This is a genomic window from Streptomyces sp. NPDC002680, assembly GCF_042889145.1.
Taxonomy (GTDB): domain Bacteria; phylum Actinomycetota; class Actinomycetes; order Streptomycetales; family Streptomycetaceae; genus Streptomyces; species Streptomyces adonidis.
Genome location: NZ_JBIAQP010000006.1, coordinates 229,496 through 251,373, shown reverse-complemented (window position 1 = coordinate 251,373; position 21,878 = coordinate 229,496). Strand labels below are relative to the sequence as shown.

15 protein-coding genes and 1 pseudogene are annotated in these 21,878 nt (G+C 70.1%); 7 read left to right on the top strand and 9 right to left on the bottom strand.

The features are described from left to right. Positions 1-168: 168 nt before the first annotated feature. From ACFYXF_RS18175 to ACFYXF_RS18165, 3 genes are all read left to right on the top strand, one after another. Positions 169-1,611, top strand: coding sequence for a S8/S53 family peptidase (locus tag ACFYXF_RS18175; protein WP_389350584.1), 1,443 nt, complete (start codon positions 169-171; stop codon positions 1,609-1,611). Between the two features lie 42 nt (positions 1,612-1,653). Beyond that, positions 1,654-2,298 (top strand): RNA polymerase sigma factor, encoded by a 645-nt coding sequence (locus ACFYXF_RS18170; protein WP_389350583.1) that lies wholly within the window; start codon positions 1,654-1,656, stop codon positions 2,296-2,298. Between the two features lie 65 nt (positions 2,299-2,363). Further along, positions 2,364-2,897 carry a hypothetical protein gene (locus ACFYXF_RS18165; RefSeq protein ID WP_389350582.1) on the top strand — a complete coding sequence of 178 codons (534 nt, stop codon included), beginning with the start codon at positions 2,364-2,366 and terminating at the stop codon, positions 2,895-2,897. A gap of 50 nt (positions 2,898-2,947) precedes the next feature. Here the strand turns inward: ACFYXF_RS18165 and ACFYXF_RS18160 are convergent, their stop codons facing one another. The 6 genes from ACFYXF_RS18160 to ACFYXF_RS18135 form a co-directional block, all read right to left on the bottom strand. Next, positions 2,948-3,976, bottom strand: a complete 1,029-nt coding sequence (locus ACFYXF_RS18160) for an ABC transporter ATP-binding protein (protein WP_389350581.1) — start codon at positions 3,974-3,976, stop codon at positions 2,948-2,950. A gap of 124 nt (positions 3,977-4,100) precedes the next feature. Further along, complete coding sequence (locus ACFYXF_RS18155; RefSeq protein WP_389350580.1) at positions 4,101-5,120, bottom strand: ABC transporter ATP-binding protein; 1,020 nt, start codon at positions 5,118-5,120, stop codon at positions 4,101-4,103. Beyond that, positions 5,113-6,081 (bottom strand): ABC transporter permease, encoded by a 969-nt coding sequence (locus ACFYXF_RS18150; protein ID WP_369032146.1) that lies wholly within the window; start codon positions 6,079-6,081, stop codon positions 5,113-5,115. The genes ACFYXF_RS18155 and ACFYXF_RS18150 overlap by 8 nt, the downstream gene beginning before the upstream one ends. Positions 6,082-6,085: 4 nt before the next feature. Next, on the bottom strand, positions 6,086-7,117 hold the full coding sequence (locus ACFYXF_RS18145; RefSeq protein WP_389350579.1) for an ABC transporter permease: 1,032 nt from the start codon (positions 7,115-7,117) through the stop codon (positions 6,086-6,088). Continuing rightward, a complete protein-coding gene (locus ACFYXF_RS18140) occupies positions 7,114-8,841 on the bottom strand; it encodes an ABC transporter substrate-binding protein (protein ID WP_389350578.1) in 1,728 nt (575 codons plus the stop codon). The genes ACFYXF_RS18145 and ACFYXF_RS18140 overlap by 4 nt, the downstream gene beginning before the upstream one ends. A gap of 58 nt (positions 8,842-8,899) precedes the next feature. Beyond that, positions 8,900-9,796, bottom strand: a complete 897-nt coding sequence (locus ACFYXF_RS18135) for a proline iminopeptidase-family hydrolase (RefSeq protein ID WP_389350577.1) — start codon at positions 9,794-9,796, stop codon at positions 8,900-8,902. 266 nt (positions 9,797-10,062) lie between these two features. On the opposite strand from ACFYXF_RS18135, the gene ACFYXF_RS18130 reads away from it, so the two are divergent. Beyond that, complete coding sequence (locus tag ACFYXF_RS18130; protein WP_389350576.1) at positions 10,063-10,830, top strand: FadR/GntR family transcriptional regulator; 768 nt, start codon at positions 10,063-10,065, stop codon at positions 10,828-10,830. Between the two features lie 91 nt (positions 10,831-10,921). Here the strand turns inward: ACFYXF_RS18130 and ACFYXF_RS18125 are convergent, their stop codons facing one another. Then, positions 10,922-13,141: an NADP-dependent isocitrate dehydrogenase gene (locus ACFYXF_RS18125; protein WP_389350575.1), complete on the bottom strand. Its 2,220-nt coding sequence runs from the start codon at positions 13,139-13,141 to the stop codon at positions 10,922-10,924. Positions 13,142-13,352: 211 nt separating this feature from the next. Between ACFYXF_RS18125 and ACFYXF_RS18120 the strand changes: the two are divergent. Beyond that, positions 13,353-14,911 (top strand): annotated as a pseudogene (locus ACFYXF_RS18120) (M1 family metallopeptidase). A gap of 7 nt (positions 14,912-14,918) precedes the next feature. On the opposite strand, the gene ACFYXF_RS18115 reads toward ACFYXF_RS18120, so the two are convergent. Together ACFYXF_RS18115 and ACFYXF_RS18110 are read right to left on the bottom strand one after the other, a co-directional pair. After that, entirely contained in the window at positions 14,919-16,016 is a 1,098-nt protein-coding gene (locus ACFYXF_RS18115; protein ID WP_389350574.1) for a mechanosensitive ion channel family protein, read from the bottom strand. Between the two features lie 343 nt (positions 16,017-16,359). Beyond that, positions 16,360-17,283, bottom strand: a complete 924-nt coding sequence (locus ACFYXF_RS18110) for a YbhN family protein (protein ID WP_389350762.1) — start codon at positions 17,281-17,283, stop codon at positions 16,360-16,362. A 213-nt stretch (positions 17,284-17,496) separates the two neighbouring features. Here ACFYXF_RS18110 and ACFYXF_RS18105 point away from each other — a divergent pair, with 213 nt between their 5' ends. Both ACFYXF_RS18105 and ACFYXF_RS18100 read left to right on the top strand, forming a co-directional pair. Next, positions 17,497-19,446 (top strand): ABC transporter ATP-binding protein, encoded by a 1,950-nt coding sequence (locus tag ACFYXF_RS18105; protein ID WP_389350761.1) that lies wholly within the window; start codon positions 17,497-17,499, stop codon positions 19,444-19,446. A gap of 111 nt (positions 19,447-19,557) precedes the next feature. Next, a complete protein-coding gene (locus ACFYXF_RS18100) occupies positions 19,558-21,804 on the top strand; it encodes an MMPL family transporter (protein WP_389350573.1) in 2,247 nt (748 codons plus the stop codon). Positions 21,805-21,878: the final 74 nt, after the last annotated feature.

Genomic DNA, 21,878 nt, shown 5'->3' with positions numbered 1-21,878 from the left:
CCGCGCCCCGCGTCACACAGGTTTGGCCATGGACAACTCACTGTCCAACGCCGATCGATCCCTGTATCAGGAAATGTGCCGCGGCCCCTGTATCACGCGGCGGCCCCGTGGCTCTCAATATCGGCAACAAAGGCAAGAAGGGGATCGTTTCCAGGGGGAGGACATTCCATGGCACCGCAGCGTTTCCAGGAGCAGTTCGACCACATCCAGCGTTCCATGCCCGGCGTGGAGCTGGCGACGGGGCCGGACGACGCGGCCGAGTTCATCTACGAGAAGGGCGTGGTCCTGGCCCGCGACGGCGAGGAGGCACGCCTCGTCGAGGACACCGTACGCGCCCACTTCACGACCTTCGCCGGCCTGACCGCCGACGAGGTGCGCCGCGACAGCCCGGAGACCAACCGCTCGGGCATCACCCGCATCCGGGTCGGCGACCCCGGCCGGGGCGACCGGCGCGGCGACCGCGCGGTGGCGGGCGCGTTGCGCGCGCTCCGGGAGACGGAGGGCAACGCGCGGCGGCGCCTGGTCAGCCGTAACCACGTGGTGCACATCGCCCCCGTCAACGCCTGCCCCGGCGACGAGCCCGTACCCGTCTCGCACAGCGCGGGACCCAACCCGGCCGTGGCCGAGAGCGGCTACGACGTGGACAGCGCCGTCGGCGTCCTCGTCATCGACACCGGCCTCATGCACGACTACGCCTCCTACCCGGCGATGGCCCATGTCCAGGGCGACACCCAGATCGACGAGTGCGGCGCGGACGGCGTGCTCCAGCAGTACGCCGGGCACGGCACGTTCATCTCGGGGCTCGTCGCGGCGGTCGCCCCCAACACGAACATCGTCTCCCGCAACACTCTCAACGACGCCGGCGCGATCCTGGAGTCGGAATTCGGCGACAAGCTCTTCGAGGCCGTCGAGCGCGACGGCTGGCCGCCCCTCATCAGCCTCTCCGCGGGCACGTCGAACGGCAGCACGGAAGGCCTGCTCGGCCTCGCCGCGTTCATGGAGGCCCTCCGTGAGCAGCCGCGCACCCTGCTGGTCGCCGCCGCCGGCAACAACGCCAGCGCCACCCCCTTCTGGCCCGCCGCCTACGCGGACAAGCCCGAGTACGCCCAGTCCGTGATCTCGGTCGGCGCCCTGCGCAGCGACGGCGAGTTCGGCGCCTGCTTCAGCAACCACGGCCCCTGGGTGCGGGTCTACGCCCCCGGCGAGCGGCTCACCGGCCCGCTCACGGGCTTCCAGACCCCGGTGCCGTACATCTACCAGCACAGCACGTACGACTCCTGCCGCCACGAGTTCACCTACGCCTGCACCTGCCAGGCCCCCCAGCACCTCGGCGTGCTGACGGGGGAGTACGAGACAACCTCGGGCACCCCGGACCAGGCGCAGTTCGAGGGGTTCGCGCAGTGGAGCGGCACCTCGTTCGCCACCCCGCTGGTCGCCGCGATGATCGCCGCCCACATGACCGCCCACAAGGAGACCGACCCGCGCGCCGCCCGACAGCAACTCCTCGCGGCGAACACCGAGTTCGCGGAGGTCCGGGGCGCGGTCGTACCGGCACTGATCCCGCCCACCTGGAGCCCGGTGCCGGTCGTGAACATCCCGCCCGCCGTATAGAGGTCAACCGGCCTCCGTACAAGGATCAATCGAGTGAGGACCATGCGCAGGACGAGTGGAGCACCCCCTTCCACGGCGTACGATGACTTGCCGTACACGAGGGGTGGGGACGTGGACCGAGCTGCGGTCGGCGCATTGGTCCAAGCCGCCGTCGACGGCGACGCGGCGGGCTGGAAAGCGCTGGTGGAAGGGCTGAGCCCACTGGTGTGGTCGGTGGCGCGCGCCCACCGGCTGTCCGACGCGGACGCGCACGAGGTGTACTCGACCGTCTGGTTCCGTTTCGCCCAGCATCTGGGCCGTATCCGTGAACCGGAGAAGGCCGGTTCGTGGCTCGCGAGCACCGCACGGCACGAGTGCCTCAAGGTCATCAAGAGCACCCACCGGATGACCCCGACGGACGACGCCCAGCTGCTCGACCGGATCAGCGACGACCGTACGCCCGAGCAGTGGGTGATCGAGTCCGAGGAGTCCTCCGCCGAGGCGGAGCGCATCCGGAAGTTATGGCAGGAGTTCGAGGAACTGGGCGCCCGGTGCAGGCAGTTGCTGCGCATCCTGATGTCCGCGCCGCCGCCCAGCTACCAGGAGATCTCCGCCGGCCTCGGCATCGCCGTGGGCAGCATCGGCCCCCTGCGCCAGCGCTGTCTGCGCCGGCTGCGGGTACGGCTCGCGGCCCGGGGGGTGCTGTGAGCGGCGACGCGCACGACAGCGACGGATTACCCCACGACTCCGACGACTTGGACGACACGGCCGACATGAACAGCACTGATGACACAGATGACACGGACGGCTTCCGTGCCGAACTGGACGGCGAAGCCGACGACTTAGCAGAGTTCGAGGGCGACGACTCGCTCGACAACGACCTGCTGGAGGAGACGCTGCGCCAGGCCGCCGCCATCATGGACCCGGTTCCGGCGCAGCTCCAGCAGACCGCCGTCGAGGCCTACACCCTCTACTCGCTCGACACCCAACTGGCCGAGCTGACCTTCGACTCGCTCGTCCACGGCATCCCCGTCAGAGGAGTCGTGGACGCACCCCGCATGCTCACCTTCCGCACGGGGGAGCTGACGGTCGACGTCGAGGTGTCCGCGCACGGTCTGATGGGCCAGGTGCTGCCGCCCCAGGAGGCCAGGATCGAGGTGCTGAGCGGCCCGCAGCTTGCCTCGCCGCCCACCCTCACCGCCGACGACATGGGCCGCTTCACCGGCGAACTGCAGGTCAGCGGCCCGTTCGCGCTCCGGCTGCGGACGGACGCGGAGGTCGTCGTCACGGAGTGGCTGCGCGCCTGACGCACGGTTGACGGGGGCGGGTCCAAGCGGGCCCGCCCCCGCCGCTGTCCTCAGGCGGCGGCGACCAGCGGATAGTGGCAGGCGACAGCGCGCCCGGAGGCCGTCGTGGTCAGCGGGGGCCGCTGCACCGCACACACCTCCCGCGCGTACGGACACCGTGTGTGGAACGCGCAACCGGCCGGTCTGGACGCTGGATCGGGTACGTCCCCGGTGAGGACGATCCGCTCCCGGCGCGGCGCGTCCGGGTCGCCGGTCCCGTCGTCGATCTCCGGCACCGCCGACATCAGCGCCTCGGTGTAGGGATGCGCGGGAGCCCCGTACAGCGTCTCCGTGTCCGCGAGTTCGACGATCTCGCCGAGATACATGACCGCGATCCGGTCCGAGACATGGCGGACCACACCCAGGTCGTGCGCGATGAAGACGTACGTCAGCCCGAACTCGTCCTGGAGATCCGCGAACAGGTTCAGCACCTGCGCCTGGATCGACACATCGAGCGCGGACACCGGCTCGTCGGCGACGATCAGCTTCGGGGAGGTCGCCAACGCCCGCGCGATACCGATGCGTTGACGCTGGCCGCCGGAGAACTCGTGCGGGTACCGGTCCAGATGGGCCGCCGACAGCCCCACCACGTCGAACAGCTCGGCCACCCGGTGCCGGACGGCGGCGGCATCCCCGTACCGGTGGATGAGCAGCGGCTCGGCGACGATGTCCCCGGCTCGGCGGCGCGGGTTGAGGGAGGCCTGCGGGTCCTGGAACACGAGCTGCATCCCGGGCCGTACGGGGCGCAGCCGGCGCGCGGACAACGTGGTGATGTCCTGCCCGTCGAACTCGACCCGGCCGCCCGTGATGTCGGTGAGCCGCACCAGACAGCGCCCGAGCGTCGACTTCCCGCACCCGGACTCGCCGACGACGCCGAGGGTCTCACCCCGGCGCACCTCCAGCGAGACCCCGTCCACGGCCCGCAGCACCTTGTGGCGCCGGGTGAGGGAGTCGCCGCGCAGGCGGTAGTGCTTGGTGACGTCGGTGGCGCGCAGCAGCACATCGGCGTCGCCGGTCCGGGCCTGGGGGTCCGTGGTCACGGCGCCGCCTTCCTGTCGAATGTGTCCGGCGTCGAGTGCGCCGTACGGGCCGGTCCGCGCTCCCCGGCCGGGAGTCCGCAGCACCTTTGTCCGGCGTCGCCGGTTCCGGTCCGGGCTTCCGCAGTCATGGCGCCGCCTTTCGGTCCGGTGCCGAGTGCGCCGCCGTACGGGCCGATTCGCGCTCCCCGGCCGGCAGCCAGCAGGCGTCGAGGTGCCCCGACTCGCCGCTCAGCACCGGGCGTTCGTCGCACCGGTCGTGCCGGGCCGGGCAGCGCGGCGCGAACGCGCAGCCCTCAGGCACGCTGTCCGGCGACACCGGTACGCCCGCGATGGTGGGCAGTCGGCGCAGGCGAGGTCCGCCGACCCGGGGCACCGAGTCGAGCAGCCCCCAGGTGTACGGGTGTCGGGGACCGTGGAACACGGCCCGGCGCGGACCCTCCTCGGCGGCCCGTCCGCCGTACATGACCAGCACCCGGTCGGCGACCTCGGACACCACACCCATGTCGTGGGTGATGATGACGACCGCTGAGCCGCGCGCGTTCAACTCCCGCATCAGGTCCAGTATCTGGGCCTGGATCGTCACGTCGAGCGCGGTGGTCGGCTCGTCGGCGATCAGCAGTGCCGGACCGCAGGCGAGGGCCATCGCGATGACCGCCCGCTGCCGCATCCCGCCCGAGAACTCGTGCGGGTAGGAGTTCACGCGCGAACCGGCGTCCGGGATGCCCACGTCCGACAGCAGTCCGACCGCCCGCGCGAGCGCCTCCTTCTTGGACACCTTCTCGTGCGCCCGGATCTGCTCGGCGATCTGCCAGCCGACCGTGTAGACCGGGGTCAGCGCGGTCATCGGGTCCTGGAAGACCATGGCGATCTCCCGGCCGCGCACCGACCGCATCTCCTTGTCGGGGAGAGTGAGCAAGTCCCGCCCACGGAAGATGACTTGGCCCGTGACGGTGACGTTCGGACTGGTCAGCAACCGCAGTACGGCCAGCATCGAGACGCTCTTGCCGGAGCCCGACTCGCCGACCACGCCCAGGATCTCGCCGGGCGCGACGGAGAAGGAGAGCCCGTCCACGGCGGTGACGGTGCCGCCGCGGGTGCGGAAGGAGATCCGCAAGTCCCGTACATCGAGAAGGGGTTCAGGCATGGCGGGCCCTCGGATCGAGTCGCGCGTACAGGATGTCGACCAGGGCGTTGGCGAGGACCACGAAGAACGCCGCGTACATGACCGTCCCCATGATCACGGGCAGGTCCAGGTTCTGGAGCGCGTCGAAGGTGAGCTTGCCGACGCCGGGCAGGCCGAAGACGACCTCGGTGAGCAGGGCCGCACCGCCCACCAGAGCGCCGAAGTCCAGGCCGAACAGCGACACGATCGGGATGAGCGAGCAGCGCAGCGCGTGCCGGACCAGGATCCGCCGCTCGGACAGCCCCTTGGCGCGGGCGGTGCGTACGTAGTCCTCGCCGAGTGCGCTGACGACCTCGCCGCGCAGCAGCCGGGCGTAGATGCCGGCGTACAGCAGCGCCAGGGTCAGCCAGGGGAAGAGCAGATGCAGGGCCCACTGGCCAGGGTCCTTGCCCAGTTCGACGTACCCGGGTGGCGGTACCCAGGAGAACACAGAGTCGTGCAGCCGCTTCTGGGTGAGGAGGTTGACGACCTCGCCGAGCCAGTAGGCGGGCAGCGAGACACCGACGACACCCACCAGCATGATCACCGGGTCTGCGGCCGTACCGCGCAGAGCGGCGGCGGCCGTACCCATGAGGATGCCGACCGTCATCCAGATGACCGCCGCCCCGATCACGAGCGACAGCGTCACGGGCATGGCCTGCACGATCTGTGGGACGACCTTCGAGCCTCGGTTGACGAACGACTCCAGGTCCCGGTCGATCAGGAGGTGCCGCATCATCAGCAGATAGCGGACGGGCAGCGGCCGGTCGAGGCCGAAGGAGTGGCGTACCTGGGCGAGGGTGGCCGGGTCGGCGTTGCGGCCCGCGATCCGTGCGGCGGGGTCGACTCCCGGGGTGGCGAAGAAGATCAGGAACACCAGCACACTGATCGAGAACATCACCAGCAGGGCGGAGAGGAAGCGCCGGAGCGCGAAGTACAGCATCGGATCACACCCCTCCCCGCAGCCGGGCGCTCGGGTCGAGCGCGTCGCGCACCCCGTCGCCGAGGACGTTGAGGGCCGCCGTCGTCAGCGCGATGAGCAGCCCGGGCGCGATGGTCACGGTCGGGCGGGTGTACAGCAGCCCGAGGCCGTCCTCGATGATCGTGCCCCAGCTGGCGTCGGGCGGCTGGACGCCGACCGACAGGAAGGACAGCGCCGACTCCGTCAGCATCGCGAGCGCGGTCATCAGCGGCAGGAACACGATCGCCGTGGGCAGCACGTTCGGCAGCACCTCCCGGCGCATCACGCGCAGCGCGGGCGCGCCCGACCCGATGGACGCCTGGATGAACTCCTTGTTCCGCAGCACCAGCACCTGCCCACGCATCGGCCGGGCCACGTACGGAACGTAGATCGCCGCGATGATCACGACCGGCAGCCACAGACTCCCGGCCTCGACGGTGACCGGTCCGAGGCTGAGCCCGTCGGTGAGGAGGACGACGGACAGACAGATGGCCAGCAGATACACCGGGAAGGCCCAGATGACGTCCAGGACACGGGAGATGACCGCGTCGACGACCCCGCCCGCGTACCCGGCGAGGACCCCGACGGCCGTACCGACGACACAGCACAGAAGCGCCGCCGTGACCCCGATGAACAGGCTCGTGCGGCCGCCGTACAGCAGCCGCGCCATCACGTCCCGCCCCTGGTTGTCGGCGCCGAGGAAGTAGTGGCCGAAGTCCCAGGTGGGCCCGATGGGCGTGACGCCGAGTCCGAGCCCGGTGGTGCTGGGTGTCAGCACGGGCACTTTCCTGCCGTCCACGACCGTCGTCCCGGAGACATGGGACTGGAACGGGTCGGTGTGCGCGATGTGGTCCGCGTACAGCGGGGCCAGCAGGGTAACCGCGAGGACGGCGAGCAGGACGAGGGCCGCGGCCACCGCCGACCTGTTGCGCAACAGGTCGGCGGCGGCGGTCCGCCAGGGGCCCGGCGAACGACGCCGGGCCTCGGCGGGGGCCAACTGGGCTGTCGCGCCGCTCACTTGACCCACAACTGCCCGACGAGCATGTAGAACTGCTTGCTGAACTGGTAGTTGCCGACCCGCTTCGACGTGAAGTCGATGATCTTCGGGTTGATCACCGGGACGACCGGGGACTCGGTCATGATGTCCTGGTCGATGGTCGCCCACTGCTCGTCGGCGGCCTTCTGGTCGGTCTGCCCGGTCTTCAGCGCGGTCTGCATCTTCGCGTCGATGCCCTTGTCGCAGAACCCGGAGATGTTGATGCTGGAGTCGCTGCCCGGGTGGAACGAGGCGCAGGACAGCAGCACGTTGAGGAAGTCGGAGGCCGCCGGATAGTCCTGGTACCAGGACGTCAGCGCCAACTGCACCTTGTTCTTGGTGTTCTGGATGTACGTGAACTGGATGTTCCCGGACAGCGGCTTGAGCGTCGCCTTGTAGCCGAGCTGGGTCAGCAGACTCTGCAGGTACTGCCCGATCGATTTGTTCACCTCGTCGTCGCTGACGACGATGCCGACCTCCTGGCCGGCCGTCCCCGACTGCTTGATCAGCGCCTTCGCCTTCGCGAGGTCGGGCGCCGACCAGGTCTTGCCGTCGCCCTTGGTGTACTGGCACTTGTCAACGTGGCCAGGGAAGCCCGGCGGCAGGATCGTGCACGCGGGAGAGGCGAGGTTCTTGCCTCCGTACAGCCCGACCACCGCCTCCCGGTCGATCGCCCAGTTGATGGCCTGGCGCGCCAACTTGTTGTTGAACGGGGCCGAGTTGACGTTCAGGGTCACGTACCAGAACGCGGTCAGCGGATTGACGTGCGCCTGGGAGGCGTACTGCGTGCCGATCTCGCTCAGCCGGTCGGCGGGCGGCGGGTCGTACATCCAGTCCGCCGAGCCGTTCTGCACGGCGGTCACCTCGGACTCGACGGTCTGCCCGAAGGTGTAGTCGACGTCGTCGGCGTAGGCCTGCGGCTGCGCCTCGCGCGACCACTCCTTGAAGTACGGGTTGCGCACCAGCTTCAGCGCCCGGTTCGGGTCGTACGAGGCCGCCATGTACGGGCCGGTCGTCGGCAGCGGCTTCGTGCCCGCGTCCTTCGTCGGCGAGTCCTTCGGCAGCACGCTGGCGTGCGGGACGGCCAGCTTGTACGGGAACTCCGGGTCCGGCGCGGTCAGGTTGACGGTGACCGTGCCGGCCGCCGCGTCACCGACGACGCCCTTCGCGAGCGTGCAGGACGCGGGCGTCTTCAGACAGGCGTCCGCGCCGACGATGCCGTTGTAGAAGGTGCCCGCGGTGGGGCTGGACACCTTGAAGATCCGCTGGAAGGACGCCACCACGTCGTCGGTGGTCACCGCCTTGCCGGTGGAGAACTTGATGCCCTTGCGGAGCGTGAACGTGTACGTCTTCCCGCCGTTGCTCACCACTGGCATCGCCGCCGCCAGATCCGGCACGACGGTGAACGACTGCTGCCCGCCGGTCTTCTTGAACGCCAGCAGACCGTCGTACATCGACTGGTACAACTGCCAGTACTGGAGCGTGTAGTTGACCTGCGGATCGAGGCTTCCGGCGGCCGCGTGGGCGACCAGCTTCAGCGTGCCGCCCTTGTGCGCGGGCTGGAAGGCGCTCGACTGGGCGCCGCCGGTCGCGGTCGAGGTCGGGTCGGACGAGCCGCCGTCGTCGGAGGACGAACAGGCGGTCGCGGTGAGGGCGAGGGCTGCGGTCACGGCGGCGAGGACGGTACGTCTGGTGGTCCGGGGCATCGGGGAACTCCCGTCGGTGGAGCGGGTGTCGAAGACGATGAAGGGTGAGGGGGGTGACTCAGTCGGTGGAGTCGAGGAAGTCGCCGACGACCTGGAGGTACAGCTCCTCCTCCTCGACGTGCGGCATATGGCTGGAGTGCTCGAACATGTGCCAGCGCACATCGGGGATGTGGTCGGCGAAGGGCCGCAGCGTGTCGGGCGTCGCCTCGTCGTAACGGCCGGACACCAGCAGGGTCGGCACGTCGATCAGATGCAGCCGGTCGACGACCGACCAGTCCTTCATGGTGCCGACCACATGGAACTCGTTCGGCCCGTTCATCGTGTGGTAGACGGTCGGGTCGGCCGCGATGTTGTCCCAGGTGGCCTGGACCTCGGCGGGCACCGGGACCGTACGGCACACATGGCGCTCGTAGAAGACCTGCTCGGCCGCCTGGTAGTCGGGGTGGTCGGTGGTCCCGGCCGCCTCGTGGGCGAGCAGGGTCTTCTGGACCTCGGGCGGGAGCGCGGAGCGGAGTTCGGCGGCGCCCGCCAGCCAGAGCTCCATGGAGGCGGGGGAGTTGGCGATGACCAGCCCGCGAAGCCCGGCCGGACGGCGCACGGCGTGCTCGGCGGCGAGCATGCCACCCCACGACTGGCCGAGCAGGTGATAGCCGTCGGCGATGCCCAACTTCCGCAGCACGTTGTCGAGTTCGTCGAGAAAGAGCTGCACGGTCCAGAAGTCGGCGCCCTCGTCGGGCAGATGGGTGGACCGTCCGATGCCGAGCTGGTCGTAGTGGATCACCGGGCGGCCCTGCCGGGCGATGCCCGCGATGCGGAGCGTGTAGTCGTGCCCGGCGCCCGGGCCGCCGTGCAGGACCACCAGCGGTGTCCGGCCGGGTTCGCCGGTGATCCGGTACCAGGTGGACCAGCCGTTGAAGTCGATGGTCCCGGTGTGGTTCGGTTCGGGGATCGCCACTGAGGAGCCTCCGGGGGCAGGCAGAATCAGGCCAGTCCGTGTCTTAAACGGGTTGGGTGTCTGTGGATGGCTGACATACTGTTTGGGTAAATGCTCAGTCCACAAGACCTTTTAAGGCCTTTTAGCGCAGGCCCGGCAGAAGTAACTGCGCGTTTACGCGCCCGGAACCCGCGCCCGACCGGGGAGGACCGCTGACCGTCGCACGAGAGCCACTGGAGCCGCAGGAGCCGTCCGAGTCGTCGGGCCACGCCGACGAGTTCTCGAGGGTGCTCGACCGTGCCCTGTCAGGGGCCGGCGCCCCCTCTCCCGAGTTGCGCCCGGTGCGGGTGGCCTCGGCGGTCGACGAGGTCTCCGACCGGCTGCTCACCGCGATCGCCGTCGGCGACTTCCTGCCGGGGGAGCGGCTGCCGGTCGAGCGCGAGCTGATCACGCTGCTAGGGGTGAGCCGCCCCACGGTGCGGGAGGCGGTCGGTCGGCTCCAGGCGGTCGGTGTCATCGAGATCCGGCGCGGCCGCAACGGCGGCGCGTACGTCCGCGACAGCTGGACCGAGTCCTCCGGCGCCGCCGTCCGGCGCACCCTGGTGCCGCGCTGGGCGGAGCTGGAGCAGCTCTTCGACCTGCGCGGGCTGGTGGAGGGCATGGTGGCGGCGACAGCGGCCCGGCGTAGACGCCCCGAGGACCTCGTACCCATGCGCGAGGCCCTGACCGCCTACCTCTCCGCGAGCGACCCCCGCGAGGAACACGCCGCCGACAGCGCCTTCCACCGCAGCATCTGCGACGCCACCCACAACCCCCAGATCGCCATGCTCAGCCGCGACCTCCTGGCCCGCGCCAGCCTGGGCTTCCCGGTCGAACCCTGGGGCAAGGGCGAGAGAACCCACTTCCACAGGGGCGGCGAGGACCACAAGTCCCTCTACGAGGCAATCGCCTCCGGCGACCCCGAGCGGGCGGAACAGATAGCCCGCGAACACTTCACAATCAGCGCGGACATGATCCGCGAGGTACTGGCAAGGGTCAGGAACACAACGCCGTAAAGACGAACCCCGCGCCCCAAAGGGGCGCGGGGAACTGCGCGACAAGCCCCCACCGGCCTGAGGCCAGTGAACTACCTGGGGGCTGCAGGCATTAGCTCAGGGTCGCCAGCGTCTCATTCCACGTGGCAGAAGGCCGCATGACCGTCTTCGCCTTCTCGACGTCCGGCTGGTAGTACCCACCAATGTCCGCGGGCTTGCCCTGAACGGCGATCAGCTCACCGACGATCGCGTCCGCGTTGGCGGTCAACGCCGACGCGAACGACGCGAACGACTTCGCCAGCTCCGCGTCATCGCTCTGCGCAGCCAACTCCTGCGCCCAGTACAGCGACAGGAAGAAGTGACTCCCCCGGTTGTCGATCCCACCGACCCGCCGGGTAGGCGACTTGTCCTCGTTGAGGAACGTCGCCGTGGCCCGGTCGAGCGTGTCGGCAAGAACCTGCGCACGCGCGTTACCGGTCGTCGTCGCAAGGTGCTCGAAGCTGGCCGCAAGGGCGAAGAACTCACCCAGGCTGTCCCACCGAAGGTAGTTCTCCTTGACGAGCTGCTGGACGTGCTTGGGCGCGGACCCACCCGCACCCGTCTCGAACAGCCCGCCACCCGCCATCAGCGGCACGACCGACAGCATCTTGGCGCTGGTGCCCAGCTCCAGGATCGGGAACAGGTCGGTGAGGTAGTCACGCAGCACGTTGCCGGTGACGGAGATCGTGTTCTCACCGCGCCGGATCCGCTCCACCGACAGCTTGGTCGCCTCGACCGGGTTCAGGACACGGATGTCCAGGCCCTCGGTGTCGTGCTCCGGCAGGTACGCGTTGACCTTGGCGATCAGGTTGGCGTCGTGCGCGCGGGTCTCGTCCAGCCAGAACACGGCCGGGTCACCGGTGGCACGCGCACGCGTGACGGCCAGCTTCACCCAGTCCTTGATCGGCGCGTCCTTGGTCTGGCAGGCGCGGAAGATGTCACCGGCGGCTACGGCCTGCTCGATGACCACGTTGCCGGCCTGGTCGACGAGGCGGACCGTACCGGCGGCCGGGATCTCGAAGGTCTTGTCGTGGCTGCCGTACTCCTCGGCCTTCTGCGCCATCAGGCCGACGTTCGGGACGGAGCCCATGGTCGACGGGTCGTAGGCGCCGTTGGCGCGGCAGTCGTCGATCGCGACCTGGTACACGCCGGCGTAGGAGGAGTCCGGGAGGACAGCCAGGGTGTCGGCCTCGGCGCCGTCCGGGCCCCACATGTGGCCGGAGGTGCGGATCATGGCCGGCATCGAGGCGTCGACGATGACGTCGGACGGGACGTGCAGGTTGGTGATGCCCTTGTCGGAGTCGACCATGGCCAGCGCCGGGCCCTCGGCCAGCTCGGCGTCGAAGGACGCCTTGATCGCGGCACCGTCGGGGAGGGCCTCCAGGCCCTTGTAGATGCCGCCGAGACCGTCGTTCGGGGACAGCCCGGCCGCGGCCAGCGTCTCGCCGTACTGCGCGAACGTCTTCGGGAAGAAGGCGCGTACGACATGACCGAAGATGATCGGGTCCGAGACCTTCATCATCGTGGCCTTGAGGTGTACGGAGAACAGCACGCCCTCGGCCTTGGCGCGGGCGATCTGCGCGGTGAGGAACTCACGCAGCGCGGCGACGTGCAGCACGGAGGCGTCGACGACCTCGTCCGCGAGGACGGGTACGGACTCGCGCAGGACGGTGGTTGAGCCGTCCTCGCCCACCAGCTCGATGCGCAGCGAACCGGCCTCGGAGATCACCGCGGACTTCTCGGTGGAGCGGAAGTCGTTCTCGCCCATGGTCGCCACGTTGGTCTTGGACTCGGGGGTCCAGGCGCCCATGCGGTGCGGGTGGGTCTTGGCGTAGTTCTTCACCGAGGCGGGGGCGCGGCGGTCGGAGTTGCCCTCGCGCAGCACCGGGTTCACGGCGGAACCCTTGATCTTGTCGTACCGGGCGCGGATGTCGCGCTCCTCGTCCGACTTCGGGTCGTCCGGGTAGTCCGGCAGCGCGTAGCCCTGGCCCTGCAGCTCGGCGACGGCGGCCTTGAGCTGGGGGATGGACGCCGACACGTTCGGCAGCTTGATGATGTTCGCCTCGGGCGTCTTCGCCAGCTCACCCAGCTCGGTGAGGGCGTCCGCGATGCGCTGGCCCTCCTCCAGGTACTCCGGGAAGACGGCGATGATGCGGCCGGCCAGCGAGATGTCCCGGGTCTCGACGTTCACCCCGGCCTGCGAGGCGTACGCCTGGATCACGGGCAGGAACGAGTGGGTCGCCAGGGCGGGCGCCTCGTCAGTGTGCGTGTAAATGATGGTCGAGTCAGTCACCGGGTGCTCCGCTCCACGTCTGCAACATTGCTCGACATCAAGATATCTCGTGATCGGGTCTCACTCGACAGCGGTCTGTACCGAACTCGATCGCAGTCCGTTCGGACAGGCGTGCAACCGATTCGGCCGATCTTGTGGTCTAGGTGGTAGACCCGCACACAAGATCCGGCGGCCGGCCTTGACCACCCGGCCGCCCGAGCGAAAGCGAATCATGAGATATCGCACCAGACTGACGGCACCGGCGGCTGTTCTGCTCGGCACGGCCGCGGCGACGACCCTGGCTCCCTCGGCCCACGCGGCGTCCGGGGGGACGTCCAAGGCGACCACGGGGAAGGACGCGGCCCCGGGTCCCGAGACTCTCGGTGACCCCGTCTACCCGAGCCTGGGCAACGACGGCTACCGCGTCTCCAGCTACCACCTCGACCTCGCCTACGACGCCACGACCAAGCTGGTCGACGGCAAGGCGACCCTGCGCATCCGCACCACCCAGGCTCTGACCCGGCTCTCGCTCGACTCCCTCGGCCTGGACATCCGCTCCGTCCGCGTCGGCGGTCGCACGGCCACGTACGAGCAGGTCGACGAGAAGCTGAGGATCACGCCCGCCCGTACGCTGCGCGAGGGCACCTGGACGACGGTCTGTGTCGAGTACGGCGCCGACCCGCGCCGCGTCCTGAGCCACACCCCTGGGTCGCCACCCCCGACGGCTTCGCGGTGTGCCCGCAGCCCAACTCCGCGCACACCGTCTTCCCGTGCAACGACCACCCGGTCGACAAGGCCGACTTCACGTTCCGGCTCACCGTCCCGAACAACTTGCGCGGAGTCGCCAGCGGCGCCCTCGTCCGTACCGAGAGCCTGAGCGGCGACCGGACCGCGTACACCTACCGCTCGCGCTCGCCGATCGCCACCGAGATCGTGCAGATCACCGTCGGCGACTACGTGATCAAGGACCGACAGGGCCCGCACGGGCTGCCGCTGCGGGACGTCGTCCCGGTCGCGCGCGCCGCGGCCCTCGAACCGGCGCTGGCGCTCACCCCGAACCTGGTCGCGTGGGTCGAACAGCGGCTCGGCGCCTACCCGTTCGAGACGTACGGTCTGCTGCCGTGCAACTCCGACGACCCGGCCGCCTTCGACTTCACCGGCCTGGAGACACAGACCCTCACGCTCTACAAGCCGAACTACCTCCTCCAGGAGGAGTCGAAGATCGGCTCGCACATGATGCACGAGCTGGTCCACTCCTACTTCGGAAACAGCGTCAGCCCCGGCACCTGGGCCGACCTGTGGATCAACGAGGGCCACGCCGACTTCTACGGGCTGCTCTACCGCTACGAGCGTGGCTGGGCCGACTCCATCGGTCTGACGACCATGGAAGCCCGGATGAAGAACACCTACGCACGCGGCGACCAGTGGCGCCACGACTCCGGGCCGGTCGCGGCGCCCAACGAGGCCAACCTCTTCGACAGCCAGCGCTACCTGGGCGGTGTCCTCGTCCTCTACGCGCTGCGCCAGTACGTCGGCGAGACCACCTTCACCGCGATCGAGCGCACCTTCCTCGACCGCTACCGCAACGCCTCGGCGACGACCGAGAACTACATCTCGGTCGCCTCCGAGGTCTCCGGCCAGGACCTCTCCGGCTTCCTGCGGGACTGGCTGTACGGCACCACGACACCGCGTATGCCCGGCCACCCGGACTGGACGGTCACACCGGTGACGGCGCGGCTCGCGCCACAGAACCGTACGGCCGGTCATCACGACAACTCGGCGACCCTCTGACGCACTCTCAGTCGAGCCGGGCCGAGGACATCTCGCCCGGCTCGACCTCGGTGCCGCGCTGCTGCGGGATCACCACCGCACCGTGCTGCAACGCCACCGTGCGGGTGGGTGCCGGGATCCGGATGCCCTCCGCGCGGTAGCGCTTGTGCAGGCGCTTGATGAACTCGTGCTTGATCCGGAACTGGTCGCTGAACTCGCCGACGCCCAGGATGACGGTGAACCCGATCCGCGAGTCGCCGAAGGTGTGGAACCGGACGAGCGGCTCGTGGTCGGGGACGGCGCCGGTGATCTCGGTCATCACCTCGGCGACGACCTCGATGGTCACCCGCTCGACGTGCTCCAGGTCGCTGTCGTACGCGACCCCGGCCTGGACCAGGATCGTCAGCATCTGCTCGGGACGCATGAAGTTGGTCATGTTCGTCTTGGCCAGCTCCCCGTTGGGGATGACGACCAGGTTGTTCGAGAGGTTGCGGACCGTCGTCTGCCGCCAGTTGATGTCCTCGACGTACCCCTCCTCGCCGCTGCTCAGCCGGATGTAGTCACCGGGCTGGACGGTCTTCGAGGCGAGGATGTGGATGCCCGCGAAGAGGTTGGCGAGGGTGTCCTGGAGGGCGAGCGCGACGGCCAGACCGCCGACTCCCAGGGCGGTGAGCATCGGCGCTATGGAGACGCCCAGCGTCTGCAGCACGACCAGGAAGCCCAGGGCCAGGATGACGACCCGGATGATGTTGACGAAGATCGTCGCCGATCCGGCGACCGCCGACCGGGACTGGGTGACCGTCCGCACCAGGGTGCTGACCACTCTCGCGACCGTCAGCGTCGTGACGCCGATCAGCAGTACGGTCAGCGTCTGGTTGACGTTGTGTCCGACGGTCTTCGTCAGCGGCAGCGCCGCGGCGGCCACCGCCACGCCGGCGGTGAAGGCCGACCAGGGCACCACCGTACGCACCGCGTCCACGATGACGTCGTCCCCGCTCCAGCGGGTGCGGTCCGCGTGCCTGCCCAGCCAGCGCAGCAGCATCCGCAGCAGGAAGGCCGCCAGCAGGCCCACGGCCACGGCTATGCCCGCGACGACCAGATCGTCCACGGTGAGTTCTCGCTTCACCGGTCACCTCCGAGGAGTGGATCCGCGGCGCCCCGCGCCACCGACGGCCGGATGTGAAGTCTCGTCACGTGCCACCTGTTCGAAACGTCTTGAGAATGCGATCAAAGTCCGGACGTCTGTGCGAAGTCCGGTGATCACTCATCCTGCCCCATCCGACCGACCGCTCGGCACCGAGCGGTACGGAACCCGCCATCGAGCAGCTCGGACGGGGAGCGCATCGCAGACGTCCGCAGGGTGCACCTCCCCTGCGGGGAAGGGGTCCTCGTACGCAATGTGTGCCAAGTCACCTGCGTACATGGCCAGTTCCGCCTCCGTCAACAGGGCGTGAACTCCGAGGTGGCCCTCAGATCACCTTGAGCCGCACCAGCGCCCCCAGCGTCAACGCCCCCGGCAGCAGCGGCACCCAGACGGTGATGATCCGGAACGCCAGCACCACCGCCGTCGCGACGGTCACCGGCGCGCCCACCGCGACCAGGGCCACGATCAGCGCCGCCTCGACCGAGCCGATACCGCCGGGCGTGGGTATCAGCGCCACGGCGACCGTCGCGGCGAGGTAGGCGAGCGCCATGTGCCAGGGCGGCACCGGCAGCCCCAACGCCATGCCCACGGCGGCCAGTCCGGCGGCCTGCAACGCCGGGAACGCCAGCGAACCGCCCCACAGCGCCAGCGCCCGGGACGGCCGCATGTGCACGGAACGGGCCTCGCCGAGCGCCGTGCGCAGGAAGGAGATCATGGCCGTGCGCAGCCGTCGTACGCAGGCCAGCGCGCCCGCCGCCACCAGCAGGACCGTACAGATACCGATGACCAGCGGGCCGAGCGCCGTGTCGGGGACGAGGCCGCCGAGTTTCAGGGCGTGCGGGAACGCGATCAGCAGGGCGGCCAGCAGGCCCAGCCGGCCGACGACCTCCGCGAGCAGATACAGGGCGAGCGCCGCCGAGGAACGGGCCAGCGGCAGACCGCACACCGTCATGAACCGCAGATTGACCGCGCTCGCGCCGAGCCCGGTCGGCAGCAGATGGTTGGCCGAGCCCGCCGCGAACTGCGTGGCGAGCAGCCGCAGTCTGGGCAGCCGCTCGACGACGGCACCCTGCCTGCTGACGGCGGCGGCCACCCAGGTCAGACAGGTCGCGCAGGCCGCGGCAAGCAGCCAGGGCCACTTGGCGGTCGCGAGATGGCCGAAGCCCGCGGCGAGCACGTCCCGGTGGCGCACCGCCACCACGGCGACGAGTACGAGGGGGAGCAGGCACAGGATCTGGCGCACCGGTATGCGCCGACGCCGGGGCGGAGCGGGGGAGGGCGGCGACGGGGAGGACGGGGAGGGAGAAACCGCAGTCACGTTCGGAGAGGTTTTCCGCACCGCACCAACATCGGGTTGCGGGAGCACGACCTGGGGCTGTCCACCCGGGCAACGGCGGAGAGGAGTGGACCGCCGACGCTTGACCTCAACATTGCTTGAGGTCCTATGGTCGCTGCCATGAGCATGGAAACCACCGCCTGGACGCAGCTGCAGAGCGTCATGACCGCCCATCAGGAGCGGCGCCCCTTCGCCCGCGCGACCCTGCGCCGTATCGCGGAGTTCGCGCGTCCGCACCGCCGCCGCATCACGCGTTTCGTCGTACTGAGTGTGCTGACCGCGCTGCTCGCCGTCGCGACCCCCGTCCTCGCGGGCCGTGTCGTCGACACGATCGTGTCGGGCGGCGACGAGAGCACGGTCGTCCGGCTCGCACTGCTGATCGCGCTCATCGCGGTCGCCGAGGCGGCCCTGGGGATTCTCGGCCGCTGGCTCTCGGCGAAGCTCGGGGAAGGACTCATCCTCGATCTGCGGACGGCCGTGTTCGACCATGTGCAGCGCATGCCGGTCGCCTTCTTCACCCGCACCCGTACGGGAGCACTGGTCTCCCGCCTCAACAACGACGTCATCGGCGCGCAGCGCGCGTTCAGCAACACCCTGTCCGGGGTGGTGAGCAACCTGGTCACGCTGGTGCTCACGCTCGCCGTGATGCTCACCCTGTCCTGGCAGATCACCCTCCTCGCCCTCGTCCTGCTGCCGGTGTTCGTCGTCCCCGCCCGGCGGATGGGCAGCCGGATGGCCCGGCTCCAGCGCGAGGCCGCCGACCTCAACGCGTCGATGGGCACCCGGATGACCGAGCGCTTCTCGGCCCCCGGCGCCACCCTCGTCAAGCTCTTCGGCCGGCCCGACGAGGAGTCCGCCCAGTTCGCGGCCCGCGCCCGCCGGGTACGGGACATCGGCGTACGGACGGCCCTGGCGCAGTCGGCCTTCATCACCGCCCTCACCCTGGTCTCGGCCCTGGCACTCGCCCTGGTGTACGGGCTCGGCGGCTGGTTCGCGCTGCGCGGCACCCTGGAACCGGGCGCGGTCGTCGCGCTCGCCCTGCTCCTGACCCGGATGTACGCGCCGCTCACGGCGCTCGCGGGAGCGCGCGTCGAGGTGATGAGCGCCCTGGTGAGCTTCGAGCGCGTCTTCGAGGTGCTCGACCTGAAGCCCCTCATCGAGGAGAAACCGGATGCCCGCGAGGTCCCCGAGGGCCCGGTCGCGGTGGAGTTCGACAACGTCCGCTTCGCCTACCCCGCCGCCGACCGCGTCTCCCTCGCCTCCCTGGAGGAGGTGGCCGCCCTGGACACCCGAGGCGGCACGGAGGTCCTGCACGGCGTCAGCTTCCGCGCCGAACCCGGCCAGACCATCGCCCTGGTCGGCTCCTCCGGCGCCGGAAAGTCGACCATCGGACAACTCCTGCCCCGCCTGTACGACACCGACGAGGGCGCCGTACGCATCGGCGGCGTCGACGTCCGCGACCTGAGCGCCGCCTCCCTGCGCGCCACCCTCGGCATGGTCACCCAGGACGGCCACCTCTTCCACGACACCGTGCGCGCCAACCTGGCCCTCGCCCGCCCCACCGCGACGGACGACGAGCTGTGGGAGGCCCTGACCCGGGCCCGCCTCGACGACCTGGTCCGCGCCCTGCCCGACGGCCTGGACACGGTGGTCGGCGAACGCGGCTACCGGCTCTCCGGCGGCGAACGCCAGCGCATGACCATCGCCCGGCTGCTCCTTGCCCGCCAGCGCGTCGTCGTCCTCGACGAGGCGACGGCCCACCTCGACAACACCTCGGAGGCGGCGGTCCAGGAGGCCCTGGCGGAAGCCCTGTCCGACCGCACGGCCGTCGTGATCGCCCACCGCCTCTCGACGATCCGCGCGGCCGACCTGATCCTCGTGATCGAGGCCGGCCGGATCCTGGAACGCGGTACGCACGACGAACTCCTGGCCCTGGACGGGCGGTACGCGCAGCTGTACCGGACGCAGTTCGTCGACCGGACGGAGACCGGCCCGTCGGTGCCGGACGTACCGGAGGACGCGACGGCATACCTGAGCAGGAGATCGACCGCCACCGATGTACTGCCGTTTCGGTAGGCGCTCCTCCCGTTTCGGTAGGTCCAAGTGCCCCTACTGGGACGACGACCGGAGGGCCCTCGGCGGGACAGCCTGTTCGGGTACGCGAAACCCGAGGTGAGGTCCCCTTACGTGGCTACTTTCCTGTATCGACTGGGCCGTCTGGCCTTCCGGCGGCGCGGATACGTCGTCCTGGCCTGGCTGGCCGTACTGACCGCCGTCGGGCTGGGCGCCCTGCGGGCGCCGGGGGCCGCCGACGAGGAGTTCTCGATGCCCGGCATCGAGTCGCAGAAGGCGTTCGACCTGATGGGAGAGCGTTTTCCCGGCACCGCCGCCGACGGGGCCACCGCCCGGGTGGTGTTCGTCGCCCCGGACGGACAGAAGGTCACCGCCACCGAGAACAGGGAGGCCGTCGAGGAGGCCGTGGACGCCCTGGGCGACGGCACCCAGGTCGCCGGTGTCGCCGACCCGTTCGCGTCGAAGGCGGTGAGCAAGGACGCCTCGACGGCGTACGCGACCGTCACCTACAAGGTGAAGTCGTCCGAGATCACCGACGCCAGCCGGACGGCCGTCGAAAAGGCCGCCGACCAGGCCCGGGAGGCCGGTCTGACCGTCGAGGCGGGCGGCGACGCGATGGACGGCGGAGCCGGACCGGGCGGTGTGGCCGAGATCATCGGCATCGCGATGGCCGCCGTGGTGCTCCTGATCACCTTCGGCTCGCTCGCGGCGGCCGGGCTCCCGCTGCTCACGGCGGTCCTCGGCGTCGGCATCACCATGTTCACGATCACGGTCCTGGCCGACGCCCTCGGCCTGTCCACCAACACCGGCACCCTCGCGATGATGCTGGGCCTCGCGGTCGGCATCGACTACGCCCTGTTCGTCGTCTCCCGCTACCGCGAGGAACGCGCCAAGGGACACACCCCCGAGGAGGCGACCGGGCTGGCCGTCGGCACGGCCGGATCGGCGGTCGTCTTCGCGGGCCTCACCGTGGTCATCGCCCTGGCCGGGCTCGCGGTGGTCGGCATCCCGATGCTCACCAAGATGGGCCTCGCGGCGGCCGGCGCGGTCGTCGTCGCCGTCGTCATCGCCCTGACCGTCGTCCCGGCGGTGCTGGGCTTCTGGCCGCGTGCCGTGCTGCCGAGGGCGGCACGCAAGCGGCAGGAGAAGGTGGCCGCCACTCAGAAGGGGGCCGCGTCCCGGCCGGACGACGAGAGCAACCTAGGGACCCGCTGGGCCCGCTTCGTGCTGCGCCGCCCGGTCCCCGTGCTGATCCTGGGCGTCCTGGGCCTCGGCGCCCTGGCGATACCGATGACGTCCCTGCAACTGGGCATGCCGGGCGACGAGGCCAAGTCCACCTCGACCACCGAGCGCCGCGCCTACGACGCCCTCGCCGACGGCTTCGGCCCCGGCTTCAACGGCCCGCTGACCATCGTGGTCGACGCCAAGGGCGTGGCCGACCCGGAGACGGCCGTGGCGGGCATCGACGAGAGGATCGGTGCCACGAAGGGCATCGTCTCCGTCACGAAGCCGCGCTTCAACGAGGCCGGGGACACCGCCGTGTTCACCGCGACCCCGTCCACCAGCCCCACCGACGAGCGGACCAAGACCCTCGTCACGACCATCCGCGACGCCCGTCCCGCGACCGAGGCGGCGGCGGACGGGGCCACCTTCGAGGTCACCGGCACCACGGCCCTGAACATCGACATCTCCGCGAAGGTCCAGGCGGCGCTGGTCCCGTACCTGATCACCGTGGTCGGCCTGGCGGTCGTCCTCCTGCTGGTGGTCTTCCGGTCCCTGCTCGTCCCGCTGAAGGCGGCCCTCGGCTTCCTCCTCTCGGTCCTCGCGGCGCTCGGCGCGGTCGTCGTGGTCTTCCAACAGGGCCACGGGGCGGGCCTGTTCGGCGTCGAGCAGACCGGGCCGATCATGAGCCTGATGCCGATCTTCCTCGTCGGTATCGTCTTCGGTCTCGCGATGGACTACGAGGTCTTCCTCGTGTCACGCATGCGGGAGGCGTACGTCCACGGCGAGTCGGCCGAGCGGGCGGTCGTCTCGGGGTTCCGGCACAGCGCCCGGGTCGTCGTGGCCGCCGCACTGATCATGATCGCCGTCTTCGCGGGCTTCATCGGCGAGCACGACTCCATGATCAAGATGATCGGGTTCGGCCTGGCCACCGCCGTACTCCTCGACGCGTTCGTCGTCCGGATGGCGCTCGTGCCCGCCGTCCTCGCCCTGCTCGGCGACAAGGCCTGGTGGCTGCCCCGCCGACTCGACCGGCTGCTGCCCCGCGTCGACGTGGAGGGCGAGGCGCTCACTCGTCGCCCGGGAGCCACCCCCGTACCGGACCCGTCCCCGGACGAGCCGGTCGAGGCCCGCGTCTGACCGGGCCGGCCCCGGCCCCTCCCAGGGCCGCCCGTGGCGAAGGCCACGGGCGGCCCACGCGGCATTTCGTGCCG